We start from the raw sequence: 17764 nt of genomic DNA on the forward strand, positions 1-17764 counted from the left end.
CTGCGCACGGTGGGCTGGATCGTTCCCGGGTCGTCTACTCACTGTGAGGTGGCCGGTCAGGTCGACACGGGCCTCCGGAGGACGAGATCCGGGGAACGCATCGATGTTATCACTGTCGGCTCTGCCACCCGGCCGGGTGAACGACTGGGCCGTACTTCACCCGGTCAGGTCACCCTCTGGACGGTGGCGCCCTCGCGGTCGACCGGGAGCGGCAGGATCTGCCAGCCGCCCATCGCACCGCCGAACGCGGCGCGCACGGCCTCGTCGGCGTCGGTGGCGACGACGCCGTCGGCCCCGGACGTGGTCCCCAGCCGCCGCGCGAGCACCAGGACCGTGGGCCCGGCGCCGGACACGACGGCGGCGACCCCTTGGGCCCGCAGGACGTCGACCAGCGCGAGCGAGCCCGGCATCACCGAGCGCCGGTACTCCTGGTGGAGCCGGTCCTGCGTCGCTGCGAGGAGCAGGTCGGGACGGCGGCCCAGGGCCTCGACCAGCAGCGCTGCCCGGCCCGCCTGGAACGCGGCGTCGGCGTGCGGCACGGTCGCCGGCAGGACGCCGCGGGCGGCCTTGGTGGACAGGTGGTGGGGCGGCACGATCGCCAGCAGCGCCACGTCGTCGTGCACCGCGAGGTCGACAGCCCGGAACCGGTCGTCGCGCCACGCGAGGGTCGCGCCGCCGAGCACCGCGGGGGCCGCGTTGTCGGGGTGGCCCTCGATCTGGGCGGCGAGGTCGAGCGCGACGTCGTCGGACAGCGCGTCCGGCTCGGCGATCAGGCCGCGGGCCGCGACGATGCCGGCGACGACCGCGCCCGCGGACGACCCGAGCCCCCGGCCGTGCGGGATGCGGTTGTGGCACACCAGGTGCAGGCCGGTCTGCGAGGCGCCCACGAGGTCGAGGGCGGCGCGCAGCGAGCTGACCACGAGATGCTGCTCGTCGTCGGGAACCTGCCCGGCGCCCTCACCCGTGACCTCGACCCGGACGCCCGGCGAGCCGAGCGCCCGCACCTCGAGCTCGTCGTACAGCCCGAGCGCGATGCCGAACGCGTCGAACCCCGGGCCGAGGTTGGCGCTGGTGGCGGGGACGCGGACGCGGACGTGGTCCGCACCCAGGCGCATCGCGGGGGCCTCAGTCCAGGCCGAGGGCGGTGGCGATGGACACCACGTCCGAGGAGATCCGCACCGGCACGACGTCGCCGCCGTCCGGGGTGCGCAGCGCCCACTGCGGGTCCTTGAGCCCGTGCCCCGTCACCGTGATGACGATGCGCGCGCCCGCGGGCACGCGGCCCTCGTCGCTCAGGCGGAGCAGGCCGGCGACGCCCGACGCGGAGGCGGGCTCGACGAAGATGCCGACCTCGGCCGAGAGCACGCGGTGCGCCCGGAGGATCTCCTCGTCCGTGACCGCCTCGATGAGCCCACCCGACACGTCGCGCGCCTCCTCGGCCTGCCGCCACGAGGCGGGGTTGCCGATGCGGATCGCCGTGGCGATGGTCTCGGGGTGGTCGATCGGGTGGCCCTTGACGATGGGCGCGGCGCCCGCGGCCTGGAAGCCCCACATGATCGGCGTCCGGGTGGCGACCGCCGTGTGCTCCGCGCCGGCGTCGAGCCCCGCGTACTCGCGGTAGCCCTTCCAGTACGCGGTGATGTTCCCGGCGTTGCCCACCGGCAGCGCGTGGATGTCCGGGGCGTCGCCCAGCGCGTCGACGATCTCGAACGCGGCCGTCTTCTGGCCCTCGATGCGGTCGGGGTTGACCGAGTTCACCAGCTCCACCGGGTACGCCTCGGCGAGCTTGCGGGCCGCGACCAGGCAGTCGTCGAAGTTGCCGTCGACCTGCAGCAGCGTGGCCCCGTGCGCGACGGCCTGGCTGAGCTTGCCCATCGCGATCTTGCCGTCCGGCACCAGCACCGCGCAGACCATGCCGGCGCGCGTGGCGTACGCCGCCGCCGAGGCGGAGGTGTTGCCGGTCGACGCGCAGACCACGGCCTTGGCGCCGCGACCGGCCGCGGCCGACATGGCCGTCGTCATGCCGCGGTCCTTGAACGAGCCGGTCGGGTTCATGCCCTCGACCTTGACGAACACCTCGGCGCCCGTGCGCTGCGACAGCGTCGGCGACGGGACGAGCGGCGTGCCGCCCTCCCCCAGCGTGACGATGCGCTCCTGGACGTGGGCGGGCAGGCGGTCGGCGTACTCGGCGATGACGCCGCGCCACTGGTGGGCCATCAGGCTCCCTCGACTCTCAGGACGGACACGACCCGGCGGACCACGTCGAGGCCGGCGATGGCGTCGACGGTGCTGCGCAGGGCGTGCTCGGGGGCGACGTGCGTGGTGATGACCAGTCGCGCGAAGTCGGCGTCGGGCGTCTCGCTCGCCGGCGACTGGCGCACGGCCTCGATCGACACGTCGTGCGACGCCAGGACCGCGGCCACCTGCGCCAGGACGCCGGGACGGTCCGCGACCTCCAGCCGGACCTGGTACCGGGTCCGCGCGGCGGCCGCGGGCAGCACGGGCAGCTCGGCGTACCGGGACTCGACGGGTCCCTTGCCGCCGAGCACACGGTGCCGGGCCACGGAGACGACGTCGCCGAGGACGGCCGACGCGGTGGGCTCCCCGCCCGCGCCGCGCCCGTAGAACATCAGCTCGCCGGCGGCCTCGGCCTCGACGAACACCGCGTTGTAGGCGCCACGAACTCCTGCCAGCGGGTGGCTGGAGGGGACGAGCGCGGGGTGCACGCGCACCTGGACGCCCTCGGCGCCGTCGGCGCTGCCCCGCTCGGCGATGGCCAGCAGCTTGAGGACGTAGCCGGTGCGCTGCGCCCACAGGACGTCGTCGGCTGTCAGAGACGTGATGCCCTCGCGGGACACGTCGTCGATCGAGACGCGGGTGTGGAAGGCGAGCGAGGCGAGGATGGCCGCCTTGGCCGCGGCGTCGTACCCCTCGACGTCGGCCGTCGGGTCCGCCTCGGCGTAGCCCAGCGCCTGGGCCTCCTTGACGGCCTGGTCGAGGTCGAGACCCTCCGACGCCATCTTGTCGAGCACGTAGTTGGTGGTGCCGTTGACGATGCCGAGCACGCGCGTCACGCGGTCCCCGGCGAGCGACTCGCGCACCGGGCGCACGATCGGGATGGCGCCCGCGACCGCGGCCTCGAAGTACAGGTCCACGCCCGCCTCGTCGGCAGCGGCGTAGAGAGTCGGACCGTCCTGCGCGAGCAGGGCCTTGTTGGCGGTGACGACGGACGCGCCGCCGGCGATCGCCCGCAGCAGCAGGCTCCGCGCCGGCTCGATCCCGCCCATGACCTCGACGACGACGTCGGCGCGCTCGACCAGCGACTCGGCGTCGGCGGTGAGCAGCGCACGGTCGACGACCGCGTCGCGGGGGGCGTCCACGTCGCGGACCGCGACCCCGACCAGCTCGAGCGACGTCCCGACCCGGGAGGCGAGGTCCGACGCCTGCGTCGTGAGCAGCCGCACGACCTCCGTGCCGACGACGCCGCAGCCGAGGACGGCGACGCGCAGGGGCGGGCGGGCGGGCACGGGCGAGGGCACGGGGTGGCCTCCAGTCGGGTCGGGCGGGAGCGCCCCCAGGATAGGGGTGCGTCCAGGCGCTGGGACGCGCGGTCCGACCGGTGAGCCGGGGTCAGCCGAGGTCGAGCGCGAGGAGGTCGTCCTCGGTCTCGCGGCGGACGAGCACGCGGGAGGTCCCGTCGGCGACCGCGACCACCGGCGGGCGCGGGACGTGGTTGTAGTTGGACGCCATCGACCGTCCGTAGGCCCCCGTGGCGGCGACGGCGAGCAGGTCGCCGGCGCGGACGTCGGCGGGGAGCTGCACCTCGTGCACGACGATGTCGCCGCTCTCGCAGTGCTTGCCGACGACGCGTGCGAGCACGGTGTCCCCGCTCGCGAGCCGGCCGACGATCTCCGCGTGGTACTGCGCGCCGTAGAGGGCGGGCCGGATGTTGTCGCTCATGCCGCCGTCGATCGACACGTAGGTACGGGTGCGGCCGTCCTCGATCCGGACCGGCTTGACCGTCCCGACGGTGTAGAGGGTCAGACCGGCGGGACCGACGATCGCGCGCCCGGGCTCGATGGAGAACCGCGGCAGCGGGGTCCCGAGGTCGGCGGCGCTGGACTGCACCGACGACGCGATGTCCTTGGCGATCCGGTCCGGGTCCAGCGCGACCTCCCCCGGCAGGTACGCGATGCCGTAGCCGCCGCCGAGGTCGACCTCCTCGACCAGCACCCCGGTCCGCTCGGCCAGCTGCGCGCGCAGGGTCAGCACCGCGCGCGCGGCGACCTCGAAGCCCGACGGGTCGAGGATCTGCGAGCCGATGTGCGAGTGGATGCCGAGCAGCCGCAGCTCGGGCCGGGCCAGCACCGCGAGCAGCCCCTGCATGGCCGGCGAGTCCGAGCCTTGGTCGGACGCGATCGAGAGGCCGAACTTCTGGTCCTCGTGAGCGGTCGAGATGTACTCGTGGCCGCCGGCGTGCACGCCGGTGGTCACGCGGACCATCACGGGGGCGGGGCGGTCGACGGAGGCGGCGTCGGCGACCCGCTCGATCTCGACCAGCGAGTCGACGATGATCCGGCCGACCCCGGCCTCGAGCGCGCGGGCGATCTCCGCGTCCGACTTGTTGTTGCCGTGCAGGCCGATGTCCGCGCCGGGGACGCCCGCCCGCAGCGCGACGGCGAGCTCGCCGCCGGTGGCCGTGTCGACGCGCAGGCCCTCCTCGTGCACCCAGCGGGCGACGGCGACGCTCAGGAACGCCTTGCCCGCGTAGTAGACGTCGACGCCCGCGCCGATCTCGGCGAACGCCGTCTCGAACGCGCGCCGGTAGCCGCGTGCCCGCGAGCGCAGGTCGGCCTCGTCGAGGACGTAGGCGGGCGTGCCGTGCTCGGCTGCCAGGGCGCGGACGTCGACGCCGGCGACGCTGACGGCACCGTCGGCCGACCGGTGGACGCCGGTCGACCAGGGCTCGCCCGTCACATGCGCTCCGGCGCGCTCACGCCCAGCAGGTCGAGCCCGTTGACCAGCACCTGCCGCACGGCGTCGTTGAGCCAGAGGCGCGTGCGGTGCACGTCGCCGACGACCTCGTCGCCGAACGGCGCGACGCGGACCTGGCCGTACCAGGTGTGGTACGCCCCCGCGAGCTCCTCGAGGTAGCGCGCGACCCGGTGCGGGGCACGCAGCTCGGCGGCCTGCGCGACCACCCGCGGGAACTCCGCGAGCTGGCCCAGCAGCACGGAGTCGCTCTCGTGGTCGAGCAGCGAGGCGTCGAAGCCCTCCTCGCGGCGGACCCCGGTGGCCTCGGCGTTCCGGTCCACCGAGGCGGACCGGGCGTGCGCGTACTGCACGTAGAACACGGGGTTCTCGTTCTTGGCGCTGCTGAGCAGGTCGAGGTCGAGGTCGATGCTCGAGTCCGCCGACGAGCGCGCGAGCGCGTACCGGGCGGCGTCCACGCCGACGGCCTCGACGAGGTCGTCGATGGTGACGACCGTGCCGGCCCGCTTGCTCATCCGGACGGGCGCGCCGTCCTTGACCAGGTTCACCAGCTGCCCGATGAGGATCTCGAGGTTGACGCCGGGCGTGTCCCCGAACGCCGCGCAGATCGCCATCATGCGGCCGATGTACCCGTGGTGGTCGGCGCCCAGCATGATCACCACGCGGTCGAACCCGCGCTCCCGCTTGTCCAGGTAGTACGCGATGTCGCCCGCGATGTACGCGGCCTCGCCGTTGGACCGGATGATCACGCGGTCGCGGTCGTCGCCGAACGTCGTGGTGCGCAGCCAGACCGCGCCGTCGGCCTCGAAGACGTGCCCGAGCTCGCGCAGGCGGGCCACGGCGTGGTCCACGGCACCGGACCTGTGCAGCGAGTCCTCGTGGAAGTAGACGTCGAAGTGGACGCCGAAGTCCTCGAGGGACTGGCGGATCTCGGCGAACATGAGCTCCACGCCGCGTGCCCGGAAGGCCTCGTTCGCCTCGTCGTAGGGCAGCGTGCGCGGGTCGGGCTCGCCGGCGGCGAGAGCGTCGGCCACCACCTGCTCGGCGATCTCCGAGATGTAGTCGCCGCCGTAGCCGTCCTCGGGCGCGGGATTGCCCAGCGCGCGGGCCAGCAGCGAGCGCGAGAAGCGGTCGATCTGCGCGCCGTGGTCGTTGAAGTAGTACTCGCGCGCCACGGTCGCGCCGGACGCCTGCAGCACGCGCGCGAGGCTGTCCCCGACCGCGGCCCACCGCACGCCGCCGATGTGCAGCGGCCCGGTCGGGTTGGCCGAGACGAACTCGAGGTTGAGCGAGACGCCGGCGAGCGTCTCGTTCTGGCCGTAGGCGCCGGCCTGCTCGACGACGGAGCGGGCGAGCTCACCGGCGGCCGCGGCGTCGAGCCGGATGTTGAGGAAGCCGGGGCCCGCCACCTCGACGGCCGAGACGCCCTCCGTGCTGGCCAGGCGCCGCGCGAGCTCCTCGGCGAATGCACGCGGGTTGGTGCCGGCCTTCTTGGCCAGCTGCATCGCCACGTTGGTGGCCCAGTCCCCGTGCTCGCGCTGGCGGGGTCGCTCGAGGTGCACGGTCGCGGGGATCGCGGCGGGGTCGAGGGCGAACGTGCCGTCGTCGACGGCGTGCACGAGGGCGGCCTTGAGGGCCTCGGAGAGCTGGGCGGGAGTCACCGGAGAAGGGTACCGAGCGTTTCAGGCCGGTTCCGGACCCAGCATGGTCGGCCGGCAGGCGAACCAGGCGGCCACGAGCAGCAGGGCCAGCAGCGCGAAGAGCACGACGAACGGCTCGGTCCACGAGCCCGTGGCGTCGTGCAGGATCCCGATCCCGACCGGCCCGACGATCGCCAGCCCGTACCCGAGCCCCTGCACCATGCCCGAGAGCGCGACGGCGATGGCGGGTGTCCGCGAGCGCAGGCCGATCAGCGCGAGCTGCACGGGGAAGGCACCCGGCCCGAGCCCGATGAGGATCATCCACAGCGCCGTCGCCTGGGTGGGCGCCGCGAGCAGCCCGGCGTAGCCGACGATCCAGCACGCGACGAAGCCGACGATCAGCGGGTACGGGTTGCGCATCCGGGCCGTGAGGATCGGCGCGAACAGCGCGGCGGGCAGCCCGACGATGGCGAACACGGCGAGCCAGCGCCCGCCGACGTCGGTGCCCAGCCCGGCGTCGGCAAGGATCTGCGGCAGCCACGCGAACAGCACGTACGTGCCGGTGGTGTTGGCGAAGAACGTGAGGACCAGCGCCCAGCCCAGGCGCGAGCGCCACACGATGCGCGTCTCGTCGCCACCCGCCCGGACCAGCGCGGCGGGACGTTCGCGGCGGGGCGCCCGTCGGACGATCTCCCGCAGGTGGGTGCGTGCCGACACGGACCGTGCGATGACGACGACCCACGGCACGACCGCGCCCAGCCCGACGACCGCCCACACGCCGACCGCCCACCGCCACCCCGCGGTCTGCGCGAGCGGGACGGCGACCAGGGGCGGGACGGCGGTGCTCACGCACAGGGCCACGGAGTACGACGCGGTCACGGCGCCGATCCGGTCCGGGAAGTAGCGCTTGACCAGCGGCGGCAGGAGCACGTTGCCCATGCCCATGCCGGCCAGCGCGATGACCGACCACCCGAGGAACGCGGGTGCGGCCCCCGACAGGGCGCGCAGGACCTCGCCGGCCGCCGAGAGCAGGAGCGCGAGGATCATCGTCGGCTCGAGCCCGAGACGACGCGCGATCGGGCTGGCCAGCGAGCCGAAGACCGCGAACGACGCCACGGGGATGGTGCCCAGCAGCCCCACCTGCGTCGCACTGAGAGCGAAGTCCTGGCGGACCACCCCGATGATCGGCGAGACGGCCGCGACCGCGATGCGCAGGTTGAGCCCGACCAGGACGATGCCGGCGAGGACGACAAGGCGGCCGCGCCAGGGCGCGAGCGAGGGCGTCGACGGGTCCACAGACAACTTTCCGGTAGGCCAGGGCGCGTCCCGCAGATCATCCGTACGGGGGTCTGGCGTGGACCGACCCGCCGGTGTTGACTGCACCGCATGCCTGGACACGGAGCCTAACCGGATGGTGCGACGGACCGGACTGATCGACACCGCGGTTGCCGAGCTCCGCGGCCGGATCGAGTCGGAGCAGTGGCCGGTGGGTTCCCGGATCCCACCCGAGCCCGCCCTCGTCGACCTGCTCGGCGTCGGCCGCAACACGGTGCGCGAGGCCGTGCAGTCGCTGGTGCACGCCGGCCTGCTCGAGCGTCGCCAGGGCTCGGGCACCTACGTCCTGTCCCGCTCCGAGCTGGCGGTCACCATGGGCCGGCAGATCGCCGACGCCCGGCAGCGCGACGTCGTCGAGGTGCGCCGAGCCCTCGAGGTGGAGGCCGGCCGCCTGGCCGCCCGACGCCGCTCGGCCACCGACGCGGCGGGCCTCCTCCAGCGTCGCGACGAGCGCGCCGAGGCCTATCACGCGGGCGACCTGGACGCGATGGTGTCGACCGACCTCGACCTGCACCGCGCGATCGTCCGCGCGACCGCCAACCCCGTCCTGGTCACCCTGTACGAGAACCTGCTCGACGCGATCGGCGAGAACATCCGCTTCAACTTCGTCACCGACACCCACGGCCACGACGCCCATGACGTCCTGGTCGAGGCCATCGTCGCCGGCGACGACGGCCGGGCCGCCAGCGAGACCACCCGCTACCTGTCCGCACTGCTGGGCGAGTGAGCGACGGCTGGTAGTGTCGTGCACCGCATCGACCCCCGGGCCGGTGCGAACGCCCGCGTAGCTCAGTGGATAGAGCGTCTGCCTCCGGAGCAGAAGGTCGAAGGTTCGAGTCCTTTCGCGGGCACACATCAGTTCGGGTCAGAGCGTCGGAACCAGGGTCCGTGCCAAGACACGTGCCAGATCGAATCGGCGGCCACGGCTAGACGTGGCCTGAGTCGCGGCCGAGGCAGAGCCCGCCGAGCAGAACCCGGGTGGGGTCACGCCGTACGGCGCCGAACGCTGGCAACCAGCGCGACCAGGCCGGCAACCAGCAGGACCAGTCCGCCCCCGGCGATCCTCAGCGGGGTCTCGAACTCCGCCGCACCGCAGGCCGTGAACGCACCCCCGTCGCTGTAGAACTCGTCGAGGCTGACCTGCTGGTCTTCGGTCGTGACGACGCCCGGCGTCAGCGGCCCGACCGGCACCGTTGCGTACGAGGCATAGCACCCGTTCGTGACGACGAGCACCGAGCCGGCGGGGATCGACGCAGCTTCCAGCGCGGTCCTCACGACGAATGCCTTGGGGTCGCTACCAAGCCCGACCGCACCGTCCCATGCGGAACCCGGTACCCGGTCGATGGCCCAGAGAACCGACCGATCCGCGCCCGCAGCCTCGACGGACACGGTCGTCACGGCGTCGGCTCCGGACCGCTGGACGACCGCCATCGGCGTCCCGTCCGGGCCGGGCACGAACCCCACCCAGGGCGTGGCCGGGTCGGACATGCGCGTGAGGATCGAGACGAGCGCGATCGCACCGAGCACGACACAACCGAGGATCGTGAGGGTGGCACCGATCGGGCGAAGCCAGCGCACCCTGGTCGATGGCAACCGCGGCGCGACAACCGGCGGCGCGATCGGCACAGTCATGGAACGAGTGTGGCGGACGATGCCGCCGGTCATGTGGGTGTCGCGAGGAAGGTGCGCACGGCCGCCTCGACCTGGGCGCGAGCCGGCCCGATCCAGAACAGATGGCTGGGTGCGTCGAGCTCGACGAGAGTGGCGGTCGGGATCGTCTGCACGAGGTCCTCGGCATGCCTGAACGCGACCCCTGCGTCGTCGCGGGAGGCCGTCACCAGGGTGGGACAGCGGACCTCGGTCTGGAACAGCCGGCGATAGGAACGCCGCCCCGCCCGGCCTTGGCGTAGGTCGTTCACGAACCCCGCCCCGGAGGACATCGTCTGGAACAGCTCCCGAGCAAGGGTCCGGTCGGCCGCCGACCACGTGTGCCACCAGTCGTCGAGCGGCCTCGTCGAGAGCGTCGCGACCATCCTCCGCAGGTCCCCGTCCGAGGCGACCAGCCGTGCGATCGCCGACCAGACCACACTCTGCGAGCCCGGTGCGAACACGAGCGGCCCGAGCAGCGCCTGCCGAGCCGTGTCTGGATAGGCGTGGGTGGACGGCGCACAGCTGTGCAGCGCGAGGCGCGGCACCAGCCCCGGCAGCGCCGCAGCGCAATGGATCGCCTGCATGCCGCCGAAGGACACCCCGACAGCACCGGCCGTCTCGGTGACTCCCAACCGCTCGCAGCACTCCGCCACGGCCGGCACGAACTCCTGAGCAGCGAGCTGCCCCACGTGGGTGGCCCCGTAGCCGGGCCTGGAGAACGACAGGATGCCGTGGCCGAGGGACGCGTAGACGCTCCACCCGCAGTCGACAGTCGCGGGGCAATGCCCTCCCGGGAAGAAGAGCACCGGCGCCTCGTCGCCTACCAGGAGCATGACCTCGACGGCACCGAGACGGGTCTGGACCACCCTGGTCGCTCGCACCGAACGAGCATAGGAGCGGTGGATCCGCGCGAAGGTGCCAGCACGTGCGCCCCAGGCATGGTCGCTGGACAGTTACGTGGATACAGTCGCAGCGCCCAGCCCCGTCAGGAGGACGTGATGGACTCGACACTCGATCTCGACGGATACCGGCCCGGGGCCGAGGACAGCCTGCGCGAGTACATCGACCGGCTCGTCGCGGAGGGCTACACCGTGTCCGGCGGCGAGGGTGCGGACCCCGTGCTCATCGACCCGGGCGGCAAGGCCGTCGAGACCTGGCGCGAGGACTACCCGTACGACGAGCTGATGGACCGCGAGGAGTACGAGGAGGCCAAGTACCGCCTCCAGATCGAGCTGCTCAAGCTGCAGTACTGGGCGGAGGACAACGGCGAGCGCCACATCATCGTGTTCGAGGGCCGCGACGCGGCGGGCAAGGGCGGCACGATCAAGCGGTTCATGGAGCACCTGAACCCGCGCGCGGCACGCGTCGTGGCGCTGACCAAGCCCACGCGGACCGAGCGGGGCCAGTGGTTCTTCCAGCGGTACGTCCAGCACTTCCCGACCGCCGGCGAGATCGTGCTGTTCGACCGGTCCTGGTACAACCGCGCGGGCGTCGAGCGGGTGATGGGCTTCTGCTCCGACGACGAGTACGCGGCGTTCATGCGCCAAGCCCCGGAGTTCGAGCGGCTGATCGTCGACGACGGCACGCACCTGACCAAGTTCTGGTTCTCGGTCACCCGCCGCGAGCAGCGCACCCGCTTCGCCATCCGCCAGATCGATCCCGTGCGCCGCTGGAAGCTCTCGCCGATGGACCTCGAGTCCCTCGACCGCTGGGAGCAGTACTCCGCGGCGAAGGAGGCGATGTTCGCGGGCACGGACACCGACCCCTCGCCGTGGATCGCGATCCGCAGCAACGACAAGAAGCGCGCCCGGCTCAACGCCATGCGCTCCTTCCTCAGCCAGTTTTCGTACGAGGGCAAGGACGAGGCCGTCATCGGCGAGGTCGACCCGCTGATCGTCCAGCGCGGCCGCCACACCGTCGGCGACTGAGCGGCCGACGGTGAAGGTCTTCGCGTCGTACAACATCAAGGGCGGCGTGGGAAAGACCTCCACGGCCGTGAACCTCGCCCACCTGTCCGCGCGCGAGGGGCGACGGACGCTGTTGTGGGACCTGGACCCGCAGGGCGCGGCGACCTACATCTTCCGGGTCCGCCCACGCGTCAAGGGCGGCGGGCACGCGCTGGTGACCGGGAAGCGCGCGATGGACGACGCGCTCAAGTCGACCCACTTCGACAACCTGGACCTGCTGCCCGCCGACTTCAGCTACCGCAACCTGGACCTCGAGCTCGACGACGCCAAGAAGCGCACCCGCCGGCTCCGTCAGCTGGTGGCCGACGTCTCCGACGACTACGACGTGGTGTTCCTCGACTGCCCGCCGAGCATCTCGCTGATGTCCGAGAACGTCCTGCACGCCGCTGACACGCTGCTGGTGCCGCTGATCCCCGCGACGCTCTCGATGCGGACGCTGGAGCAGCTGAAGGGCTTCGTGGCCGAGTCCGAGAAGCCGCGACCGAACCTCGTGGCGTTCTTCTCGATGGTCGACCGTCGCAAGCGGTTGCACCGCGACGTCATCGACTCCGCCCCCCGGGAGGGCACGCGCATCGCGAGCACCGAGATCCCGGCCCTGTCGATCGTGGAGCAGATGGCCGAGCGGCAGTCGCCGGTGACCGCCTTCGCCCCGACGAGCCGCGTCGCGCAGTGCTACGAGCAGCTCTGGGCCGAGGTCCGCAAGGCGTAGATCAGCTCGCCGCGGCGAGCCGCTCCAGGAACGCTTCGACGTGCCGGCGCTCGGTGGCCGAGGCGAACGGGCCGAGCGTGTCGTGGATGCTGTCGCCGTGGGACCCCTGAGCCCGGGCGAACAGCTCACGGCCCGCATCGGTCAGCCCGACGAGCACGGTGCGCCGGTCGCCGGGATCGGCGCCGCGCTCGACGAGCCCGCGCTCGACGAGCCGGTCGAACACCTTGGTCGCGGCGCCGCTGCTGAACAGCAGCGCGTCGGCGACCTCACCCATCCGCAGGCACGTCCCTCCGGCCAGCGACAGACGCAGCAGGGCGTCGTACTGAGGCACGGACAGGTCGAACTCGGCCTTGAGCTCCGTCTGGAACTGCTTCATCAGCCGGTCGTGCGCGGCCACCAGGTCACGCCAGACCGCGATCCGGCTCTCCCGCTCCGCGTCCACTCGCCCCTCCTCCACGGTCGTCGTCATCGTCAGCGCCGCGGAAGCCGCTCTGGCCCGAACTGCTCGGTGAACTCCCGCACGTCGAGGACAGTACGACCCAGGCGGCCGGCCACCTTGTTGTAGCGGCCACCGATCTCGAGGTCCGCCGAACGCTGGATGTCGCCGACGTACCGCGGCTGCCACCCGGTCAGCTCCAGCAGGGGCTTCACCCGGTGGGCCGTGGCCACCGCGTCGGCGAGGTAGGGCAGGACCGCGCAGGGCTGCTGGTCGGCGGCCGCGCCGAGCACCGCTGTCGCCACGTTCGAGAACGCCTTGACGTGTCCGGCCCCGGCCGGCAGCAGCGTGGAGACGAACTGGCCCGCGGACCCGTCGACCGGCGTGCGGAAGAAGATCCCGGCCGGAGTGACGTCGAGCGGGTTGGACACGTCGAGCAGCACCTTGCCGACGAGCCGGTCGCCGATGCGCGAGAGGACCTCCCGCTGCGGCGCGTCCCAGAGCGTGGTCAGAGCGACGACGTCCGAGCTGTCGACCGCCGCTTCCAGGCTCTCGGCGAGCTTGATCGCCGCATCCGGCACGACCGCGGTGATCGTCCGGGCGGCCTGCTCGGCCTTCTGCGGGCGGTAGTGGAAGAGCGTCACCTCGACGCCGTGGGCGGCGAAGAGCTGCGCGATCGCGGTGCCGTGACGGCCCGGGCCGATCAGCGAGAGGGTGGTCACGGTCAGGCCTCCGGGAGGTGCGGGTTGTCGGACAGGTCGAGGACGGTCTTGCCGACGGCGTGCCGGGCGTCGAGGCGGCGGTGCACCTCGACGATCTCCTTGAGAGGCATCGTCTGCACCGGCATCCGGAGCGTGCCGTCGGCCGCGTCGGCGAGCAGCCGGGCCAGGCGGCCCTGGGACCGCTGCACCTGGATCAGCGGGATCCGGTGGCTCTGCGTGGTCGCAGGCACGATGGTGACGGCCTTGCCGCCCGCCGTCCGCACGGCGCTGCCGATCTCGCCGGCCTGCGCACTGCCCGCGAGGTCGATCGAGGCGGCGAAGCCGACCGGGTGCTCGGCGGCCAGCCGGGCGGCCAGGTCGGGACCGTAGGCGATCGGCCGTGCACCGAGGCTCGTGAGGTAGTCGGCGCGCGCGGCGCTCGAGGTGGCGACCACCGGGTTCCCCGCCGCCACGAGCAGCTGCACCAAGATCGTGCCGACCCCGCCCGAGCCGCCGTGGACGACGACAGGCGCATCCGCGGGCAGGGCCAGCGCATCGAGCACCGTCAGCGCCGTCTGGCCGACCGCGCCCACCGCACCCGCGAGCTCCCACGACAGGTCCGCCGGCTTGCGCACCACGCGGTCGGGCGTCGTGGTGACCAGGTCCGCGTCCGCGCCGGGCGTGCCGAATCCGACGACCTCGTCACCGACCGTGACACCCGAGACGCCCGCGCCGAGCTCGACGACCACACCCGCGAACTCGGTGCCCGGCACGAACGGCACTCCCCCACCGAACGCCCCCGAGCGGATCGTCGCGTCGACGGGGTTCACGCCTCCGACCCGGACGGCGACCCGGATGGTCCCCGGCGCCAGTGGGCCGACGGGCAGATCCTCGACCCCCAGCGCGTCAGGCGGTCCGAACCTGCGGGCGACCGCCGCACGGTAGGTCAGAGCTGTGGTCACGGACGAACACTCCCTCTCGGTGAAGTATCTTCTCTTACAGATACTGTAGGACGAAGTATTGCACGCGGACGACACTCGTCCGACCTCGCCTTCTGAACTGCGGGAACATCGACCCTTGCGCCCGCGACACGGCTCACGAACTACCTGACACCACCGGGCACTCGGGTAGAGGCTGGCCTCGTGATCACCCGATGACAGCGCCCCAGGAACCGTCGACCCGCGCCCGCCGCCGCTGGTCCGACCGCGTGCCGATCGTCGGGGCCCTGCGCGGGTACGACCGGCGCTGGCTGCGGACGGACATCGCCGCGGGGGTCGCGGTCGCCGCGCTGATCGTCCCGAAGAACCTGGGCTACGCCGGGATCGCGGGGATCCCGCTGCAGAACGGCCTCTACGCCGCGGCCGCGGGGGCGATCCTCTACGCGATCTTCGGCACCAGCCGCCAGATCTCCACGGGCCCGAGCTCCGGGCTGGCCGCCGTCGCCGCGAGCGCCGTGGTCGCGGCCGGGCTGGTCGGGGACCAGGTCGCGTCGTTCGTCGCCGGGATCACGCTCGTCTCGGGCCTGATCTTCGTGCTGCTGGCCGTGCTCAAGATGGGCTGGATCGCGCAGTTCCTGTCCCGGGCCGTGGTGACGGGCTTCCTGTTCGGGGCGGCGATCGACGTCGTGATCGGGGAGCTGCCCAAGATCACCGGCACCAGCGTGGACGGCTCGTCGCCGCCGCAGGAGCTGGTGTCCTGGTTCGGCACCCTGGGCGAGGCGAACCTGGCCACGGTCCTCGTCGGCGGGATCGCGCTGGTCACGGTGTTCGGGCTGCGCCGCATCGCGCCGCGGGTGCCGGGCGCGCTCGTCCTGGTGGTCGGCGGCCTGCTGGCGAACTGGCTGCTGGACCTCGGGGCTCACGGCGTCGCGCTCGTCGGGGACGTGCCGCGCGGGCTGCCGTCGGTGGTGGTCCCCGATCCCCTGCTGCTGCTCGACAACGCGGCGACGGTGGGCCTCGCGTCCGTCGCGCTGGTGATGATCGGCTTCTCGCAGACGGCCGGCGACGCCCGCATGTTCGCGGCCCGGCACCGCTACCGCGTGGACATCGACCAGGAGTCCCTCGCGCAGGGCGCGGCGAACGTGGGGGCCGGGCTCCTGCAGGGCATGCCCGTCTCCACCAGCCTCTCGGCCAGCTCGCTCAACGACCGCACCGGTGCGCGGTCGCCGGTCGCGTCGCTGACGTCCGGCGTGATGGTGCTGCTCACGCTCGTGCTGCTGGCCCCCCTGTTCTCGGGCCTGCCGACCGCCGTGCTCGCCGCCATCATCATCGAGGCGGTCGTCATGGGCATGATGGACGTCGCCGGGCTGCGCAGGCTGTTCCGGGTGCAGCGCTTCGACTTCTGGATCGCGATCGCCGCCCTGGTCAGCACGCTCGTCGTCGGGGTGCTGGCCGGCGTCCTCATCGGCATCGGGCTGTCGCTGCTGTGGCTCGTCTCGGTCACCACCCGGCCGTCCCTGCCGCTCATGGCCCGCGAGCCGGGGACCCAGGTGTTCCGCGAGCACGAGGAGTACCCGGACGACCAGCCCGAGCAGGGCATCGCGGTCATCCGCATCGACGGGGGGCTTTTCTTCGCGACGTCGGACGCGATCCAGGACCGGGTGCGCGAGGTCGCCGACGCGCAGCCGGACGCCCGCGTGATCGTGATCGACTGCGGGGCCGTCGCGGTGATCGACGCCCAGGGCGCCGCGACCCTGCACGAGATCCTCGACCTGGCCAGGGACTCGGACGTGGTGGTCCGGCTGGCCCGGCTCAAGCCCGCCGTCCGGGCGACGCTGGCCCGCGACGGCGTGGTCGACCGGCTGGGCACGGACCGGATCCACGGGAGCGTGCACCGCGCGGTCGAGGCGCACCGGGCGCAGGGTGCCGCGTCCCCCGAAGGCACCGAGGTCGAGCACCCGGACTGACAGCAGACGCCGCCGTCCCGGACCACTCCCCGCGGTGGTCCGGGACGGCGGCGGTCACACCCCGGCGGTCGCGGGGACCTGCGGGGCGGGCACGGGCAGGCCGAGGTTGTCGCGCAGCGTGCTGCCCGAGTACTCGGTCCGCAGCGAGCCGCGCTCCTGCAGCAGCGGCACGACGTCGTCGACGAACTCGTCGAGCCCCATCGGCACCAGGTGCGAGCCGATGACGAACCCGTCCGAGCCGTCGTTCTGCACGAAGTCGTCGAGGGCGTCCGCCACCTGGGTCGGCGTGCCGACGAAGCTGCCGCGCGTGAACTCCTCGATCGCGGTCTGTCGGAGCGACCACCCGTTCGCCTCCGCCTGGGCGCGCAGGCGCGCGACGGTCCCGGGCCGGTCCGCGTGGGTGAGCGCGCGGCCGGCGATGAACGACGGCGCGTCGAGCGCGGGCTCCACGTCCGGCAGCGGGCCGTCCGGGTCGTAGCCGGACAGGTCGCGGTTCCAGATCTGCTCGAGCAGGATCTGCGCCGTGCGTCCGGTGACCTGCTCCTCGCGCACCCACTCGTCCTTCTCGCGGGCCTCGGCCGCGGTGGCGCCGAGGACGAACGACGCGCTGGGCAGGATCTTGAGGTGGTCGGGGTTGCGCCCGAACCCGGCGGCGCGCGCCTTGATGTCGTCGTAGTACGCCCGAGCCTCCTCGAACCGGCCGTAGGGCGAGAAGATCGCGTCCGAGTTCGCCGCCGCGAAGTCCCGTCCCTGCGGCGAGACGCCGGCCTGCAGGATCACCGGGTGGCCCTGCGGGGATCGCGGCACGCCGAACCGCCCGGACACGTCGAACTGCTCCCCGGTGTGCGCGAACGCGCCGGCTCCGGTCCGGGCGAAGACGCCCGCGTCCTTGTCGATCACGAGGTCGTCGGCGGCCCAGGAGTCCCACAGCTCGCGCACGACGGCCACCGTCTCGGCCGCCCGCTCGTACCGCTGCGACCGGTCGAGGAACCCGCCCCGGCGGAAGTTCCCGCCCGTGAATGCGTCGAAGCTGGTGACGACGTTCCAGGCCGCGCGTCCGCCCGAGAGGTGGTCCAGGCTCGCCAGCTGCCGCGCCAGCTCGTACGGCTCGTTGAAGGTGGCGTTGATCGTGCCGGCCAGGCCCAGGTGCTCGGTGACCGCCGCGATCGAGGCGAGCACGGTGAACGTGTCGGGCCGGCCGATGATGTCCTGGTCGAAGACCTGCCCGTCGCGCTCGCGCAGCGCCAGGCCCTCGGCGAGGAAGAAGAAGTCGAACTTCCCGCGCTCGGCCGTGCGGGCGGTGTGCTCGAAGGACGAGAAGTCGATCTGGCTGCCGGACTCCGGCAGGTGCCAGAGCGTGTGGTGGTTCACGCCGCCCAGGTAGGCGCCGAAGATGATCTGCTTGCGGGGCTTGGTCATGGCTTCTCTC

16 protein-coding genes and 1 tRNA gene are annotated in these 17764 nt (G+C 72.8%); 5 read left to right on the plus strand and 12 right to left on the minus strand.

Annotation, left to right across the window (positions count from 1 at the left end; genetic code table 11):
• Positions 1-164: 164 nt before the first annotated feature.
• The 6 genes from thrB to AC1DWH_RS05110 all read right to left on the minus strand — a co-directional run bounded on the left by thrB (position 165) and on the right by AC1DWH_RS05110 (position 7928).
• Complete coding sequence (gene thrB / locus AC1DWH_RS05085; protein ID WP_477092762.1) at positions 165-1115, minus strand: homoserine kinase; 951 nt, start codon at positions 1113-1115, stop codon at positions 165-167.
• Positions 1116-1125: 10 nt separating this feature from the next.
• On the minus strand, positions 1126-2217 hold the full coding sequence (gene thrC / locus AC1DWH_RS05090) for a threonine synthase (protein ID WP_477092763.1): 1092 nt from the start codon (positions 2215-2217) through the stop codon (positions 1126-1128).
• Entirely contained in the window at positions 2217-3539 is a 1323-nt protein-coding gene (locus AC1DWH_RS05095) for a homoserine dehydrogenase (RefSeq protein ID WP_477092764.1), read from the minus strand. Before AC1DWH_RS05095 ends, thrC begins: the two co-directional genes overlap by 1 nt.
• Positions 3540-3630: 91 nt before the next feature.
• Positions 3631-4977 (minus strand): diaminopimelate decarboxylase, encoded by a 1347-nt coding sequence (lysA, locus tag AC1DWH_RS05100; RefSeq protein WP_477092765.1) that lies wholly within the window; start codon positions 4975-4977, stop codon positions 3631-3633.
• Positions 4974-6653 (minus strand): arginine--tRNA ligase, encoded by a 1680-nt coding sequence (gene argS / locus AC1DWH_RS05105; protein ID WP_477092766.1) that lies wholly within the window; start codon positions 6651-6653, stop codon positions 4974-4976. The genes lysA and argS overlap by 4 nt, the downstream gene beginning before the upstream one ends.
• A gap of 21 nt (positions 6654-6674) precedes the next feature.
• Positions 6675-7928 (minus strand): MFS transporter, encoded by a 1254-nt coding sequence (locus tag AC1DWH_RS05110; protein WP_477092767.1) that lies wholly within the window; start codon positions 7926-7928, stop codon positions 6675-6677.
• Between the two features lie 115 nt (positions 7929-8043).
• On the opposite strand from AC1DWH_RS05110, the gene AC1DWH_RS05115 reads away from it, so the two are divergent.
• Both AC1DWH_RS05115 and AC1DWH_RS05120 read left to right on the plus strand, forming a co-directional pair.
• Positions 8044-8694, plus strand: a complete 651-nt coding sequence (locus AC1DWH_RS05115) for a FadR/GntR family transcriptional regulator (RefSeq protein WP_456846324.1) — start codon at positions 8044-8046, stop codon at positions 8692-8694.
• A gap of 51 nt (positions 8695-8745) precedes the next feature.
• Positions 8746-8818: transfer RNA gene (locus tag AC1DWH_RS05120), tRNA-Arg, on the plus strand.
• Positions 8819-8951: 133 nt separating this feature from the next.
• On the opposite strand, the gene AC1DWH_RS05125 is transcribed toward AC1DWH_RS05120, so the two are convergent.
• Both AC1DWH_RS05125 and AC1DWH_RS05130 read right to left on the minus strand, forming a co-directional pair.
• A complete protein-coding gene (locus tag AC1DWH_RS05125; protein ID WP_477092768.1) occupies positions 8952-9599 on the minus strand; it encodes a hypothetical protein in 648 nt (215 codons plus the stop codon).
• A gap of 29 nt (positions 9600-9628) precedes the next feature.
• Positions 9629-10279, minus strand: coding sequence for an alpha/beta fold hydrolase (locus tag AC1DWH_RS05130; RefSeq protein WP_477092769.1), 651 nt, complete (start codon positions 10277-10279; stop codon positions 9629-9631).
• A gap of 336 nt (positions 10280-10615) precedes the next feature.
• Here AC1DWH_RS05130 and ppk2 point away from each other — a divergent pair, with 336 nt between their 5' ends.
• Both ppk2 and AC1DWH_RS05140 read left to right on the plus strand, forming a co-directional pair.
• The gene (gene ppk2 / locus AC1DWH_RS05135) at positions 10616-11545 is read left to right on the plus strand and encodes a polyphosphate kinase 2 (protein WP_477092770.1); all 930 of its coding nucleotides are present in this window, start codon (positions 10616-10618) and stop codon (positions 11543-11545) included.
• 10 nt (positions 11546-11555) lie between these two features.
• Complete coding sequence (locus tag AC1DWH_RS05140) at positions 11556-12293, plus strand: ParA family protein (RefSeq protein ID WP_477092771.1); 738 nt, start codon at positions 11556-11558, stop codon at positions 12291-12293.
• Position 12294: 1 nt separating this feature from the next.
• Here the strand turns inward: AC1DWH_RS05140 and AC1DWH_RS05145 are convergent, their stop codons facing one another.
• The 3 genes from AC1DWH_RS05145 to AC1DWH_RS05155 are packed head-to-tail and all read right to left on the minus strand — an operon-like array spanning position 12295 to position 14392.
• On the minus strand, positions 12295-12762 hold the full coding sequence (locus tag AC1DWH_RS05145) for a MarR family winged helix-turn-helix transcriptional regulator (protein WP_477092772.1): 468 nt from the start codon (positions 12760-12762) through the stop codon (positions 12295-12297).
• 2 nt (positions 12763-12764) lie between these two features.
• Positions 12765-13451, minus strand: coding sequence for an NADPH-dependent F420 reductase (locus AC1DWH_RS05150; RefSeq protein WP_477092773.1), 687 nt, complete (start codon positions 13449-13451; stop codon positions 12765-12767).
• A 2-nt stretch (positions 13452-13453) separates the two neighbouring features.
• The gene (locus AC1DWH_RS05155) at positions 13454-14392 is read right to left on the minus strand and encodes an NADP-dependent oxidoreductase (protein ID WP_477092774.1); all 939 of its coding nucleotides are present in this window, start codon (positions 14390-14392) and stop codon (positions 13454-13456) included.
• Positions 14393-14583: 191 nt separating this feature from the next.
• Here AC1DWH_RS05155 and AC1DWH_RS05160 point away from each other — a divergent pair, with 191 nt between their 5' ends.
• Positions 14584-16335: a SulP family inorganic anion transporter gene (locus tag AC1DWH_RS05160; RefSeq protein WP_477092775.1), complete on the plus strand. Its 1752-nt coding sequence runs from the start codon at positions 14584-14586 to the stop codon at positions 16333-16335.
• 54 nt (positions 16336-16389) lie between these two features.
• Here AC1DWH_RS05160 and AC1DWH_RS05165 read toward each other — a convergent pair whose 3' ends face one another.
• Positions 16390-17754: an NtaA/DmoA family FMN-dependent monooxygenase gene (locus AC1DWH_RS05165; RefSeq protein WP_477092776.1), complete on the minus strand. Its 1365-nt coding sequence runs from the start codon at positions 17752-17754 to the stop codon at positions 16390-16392.
• Positions 17755-17764: the final 10 nt, after the last annotated feature.

Source organism: Cellulomonas sp. P2_F12 (assembly GCF_056403775.1).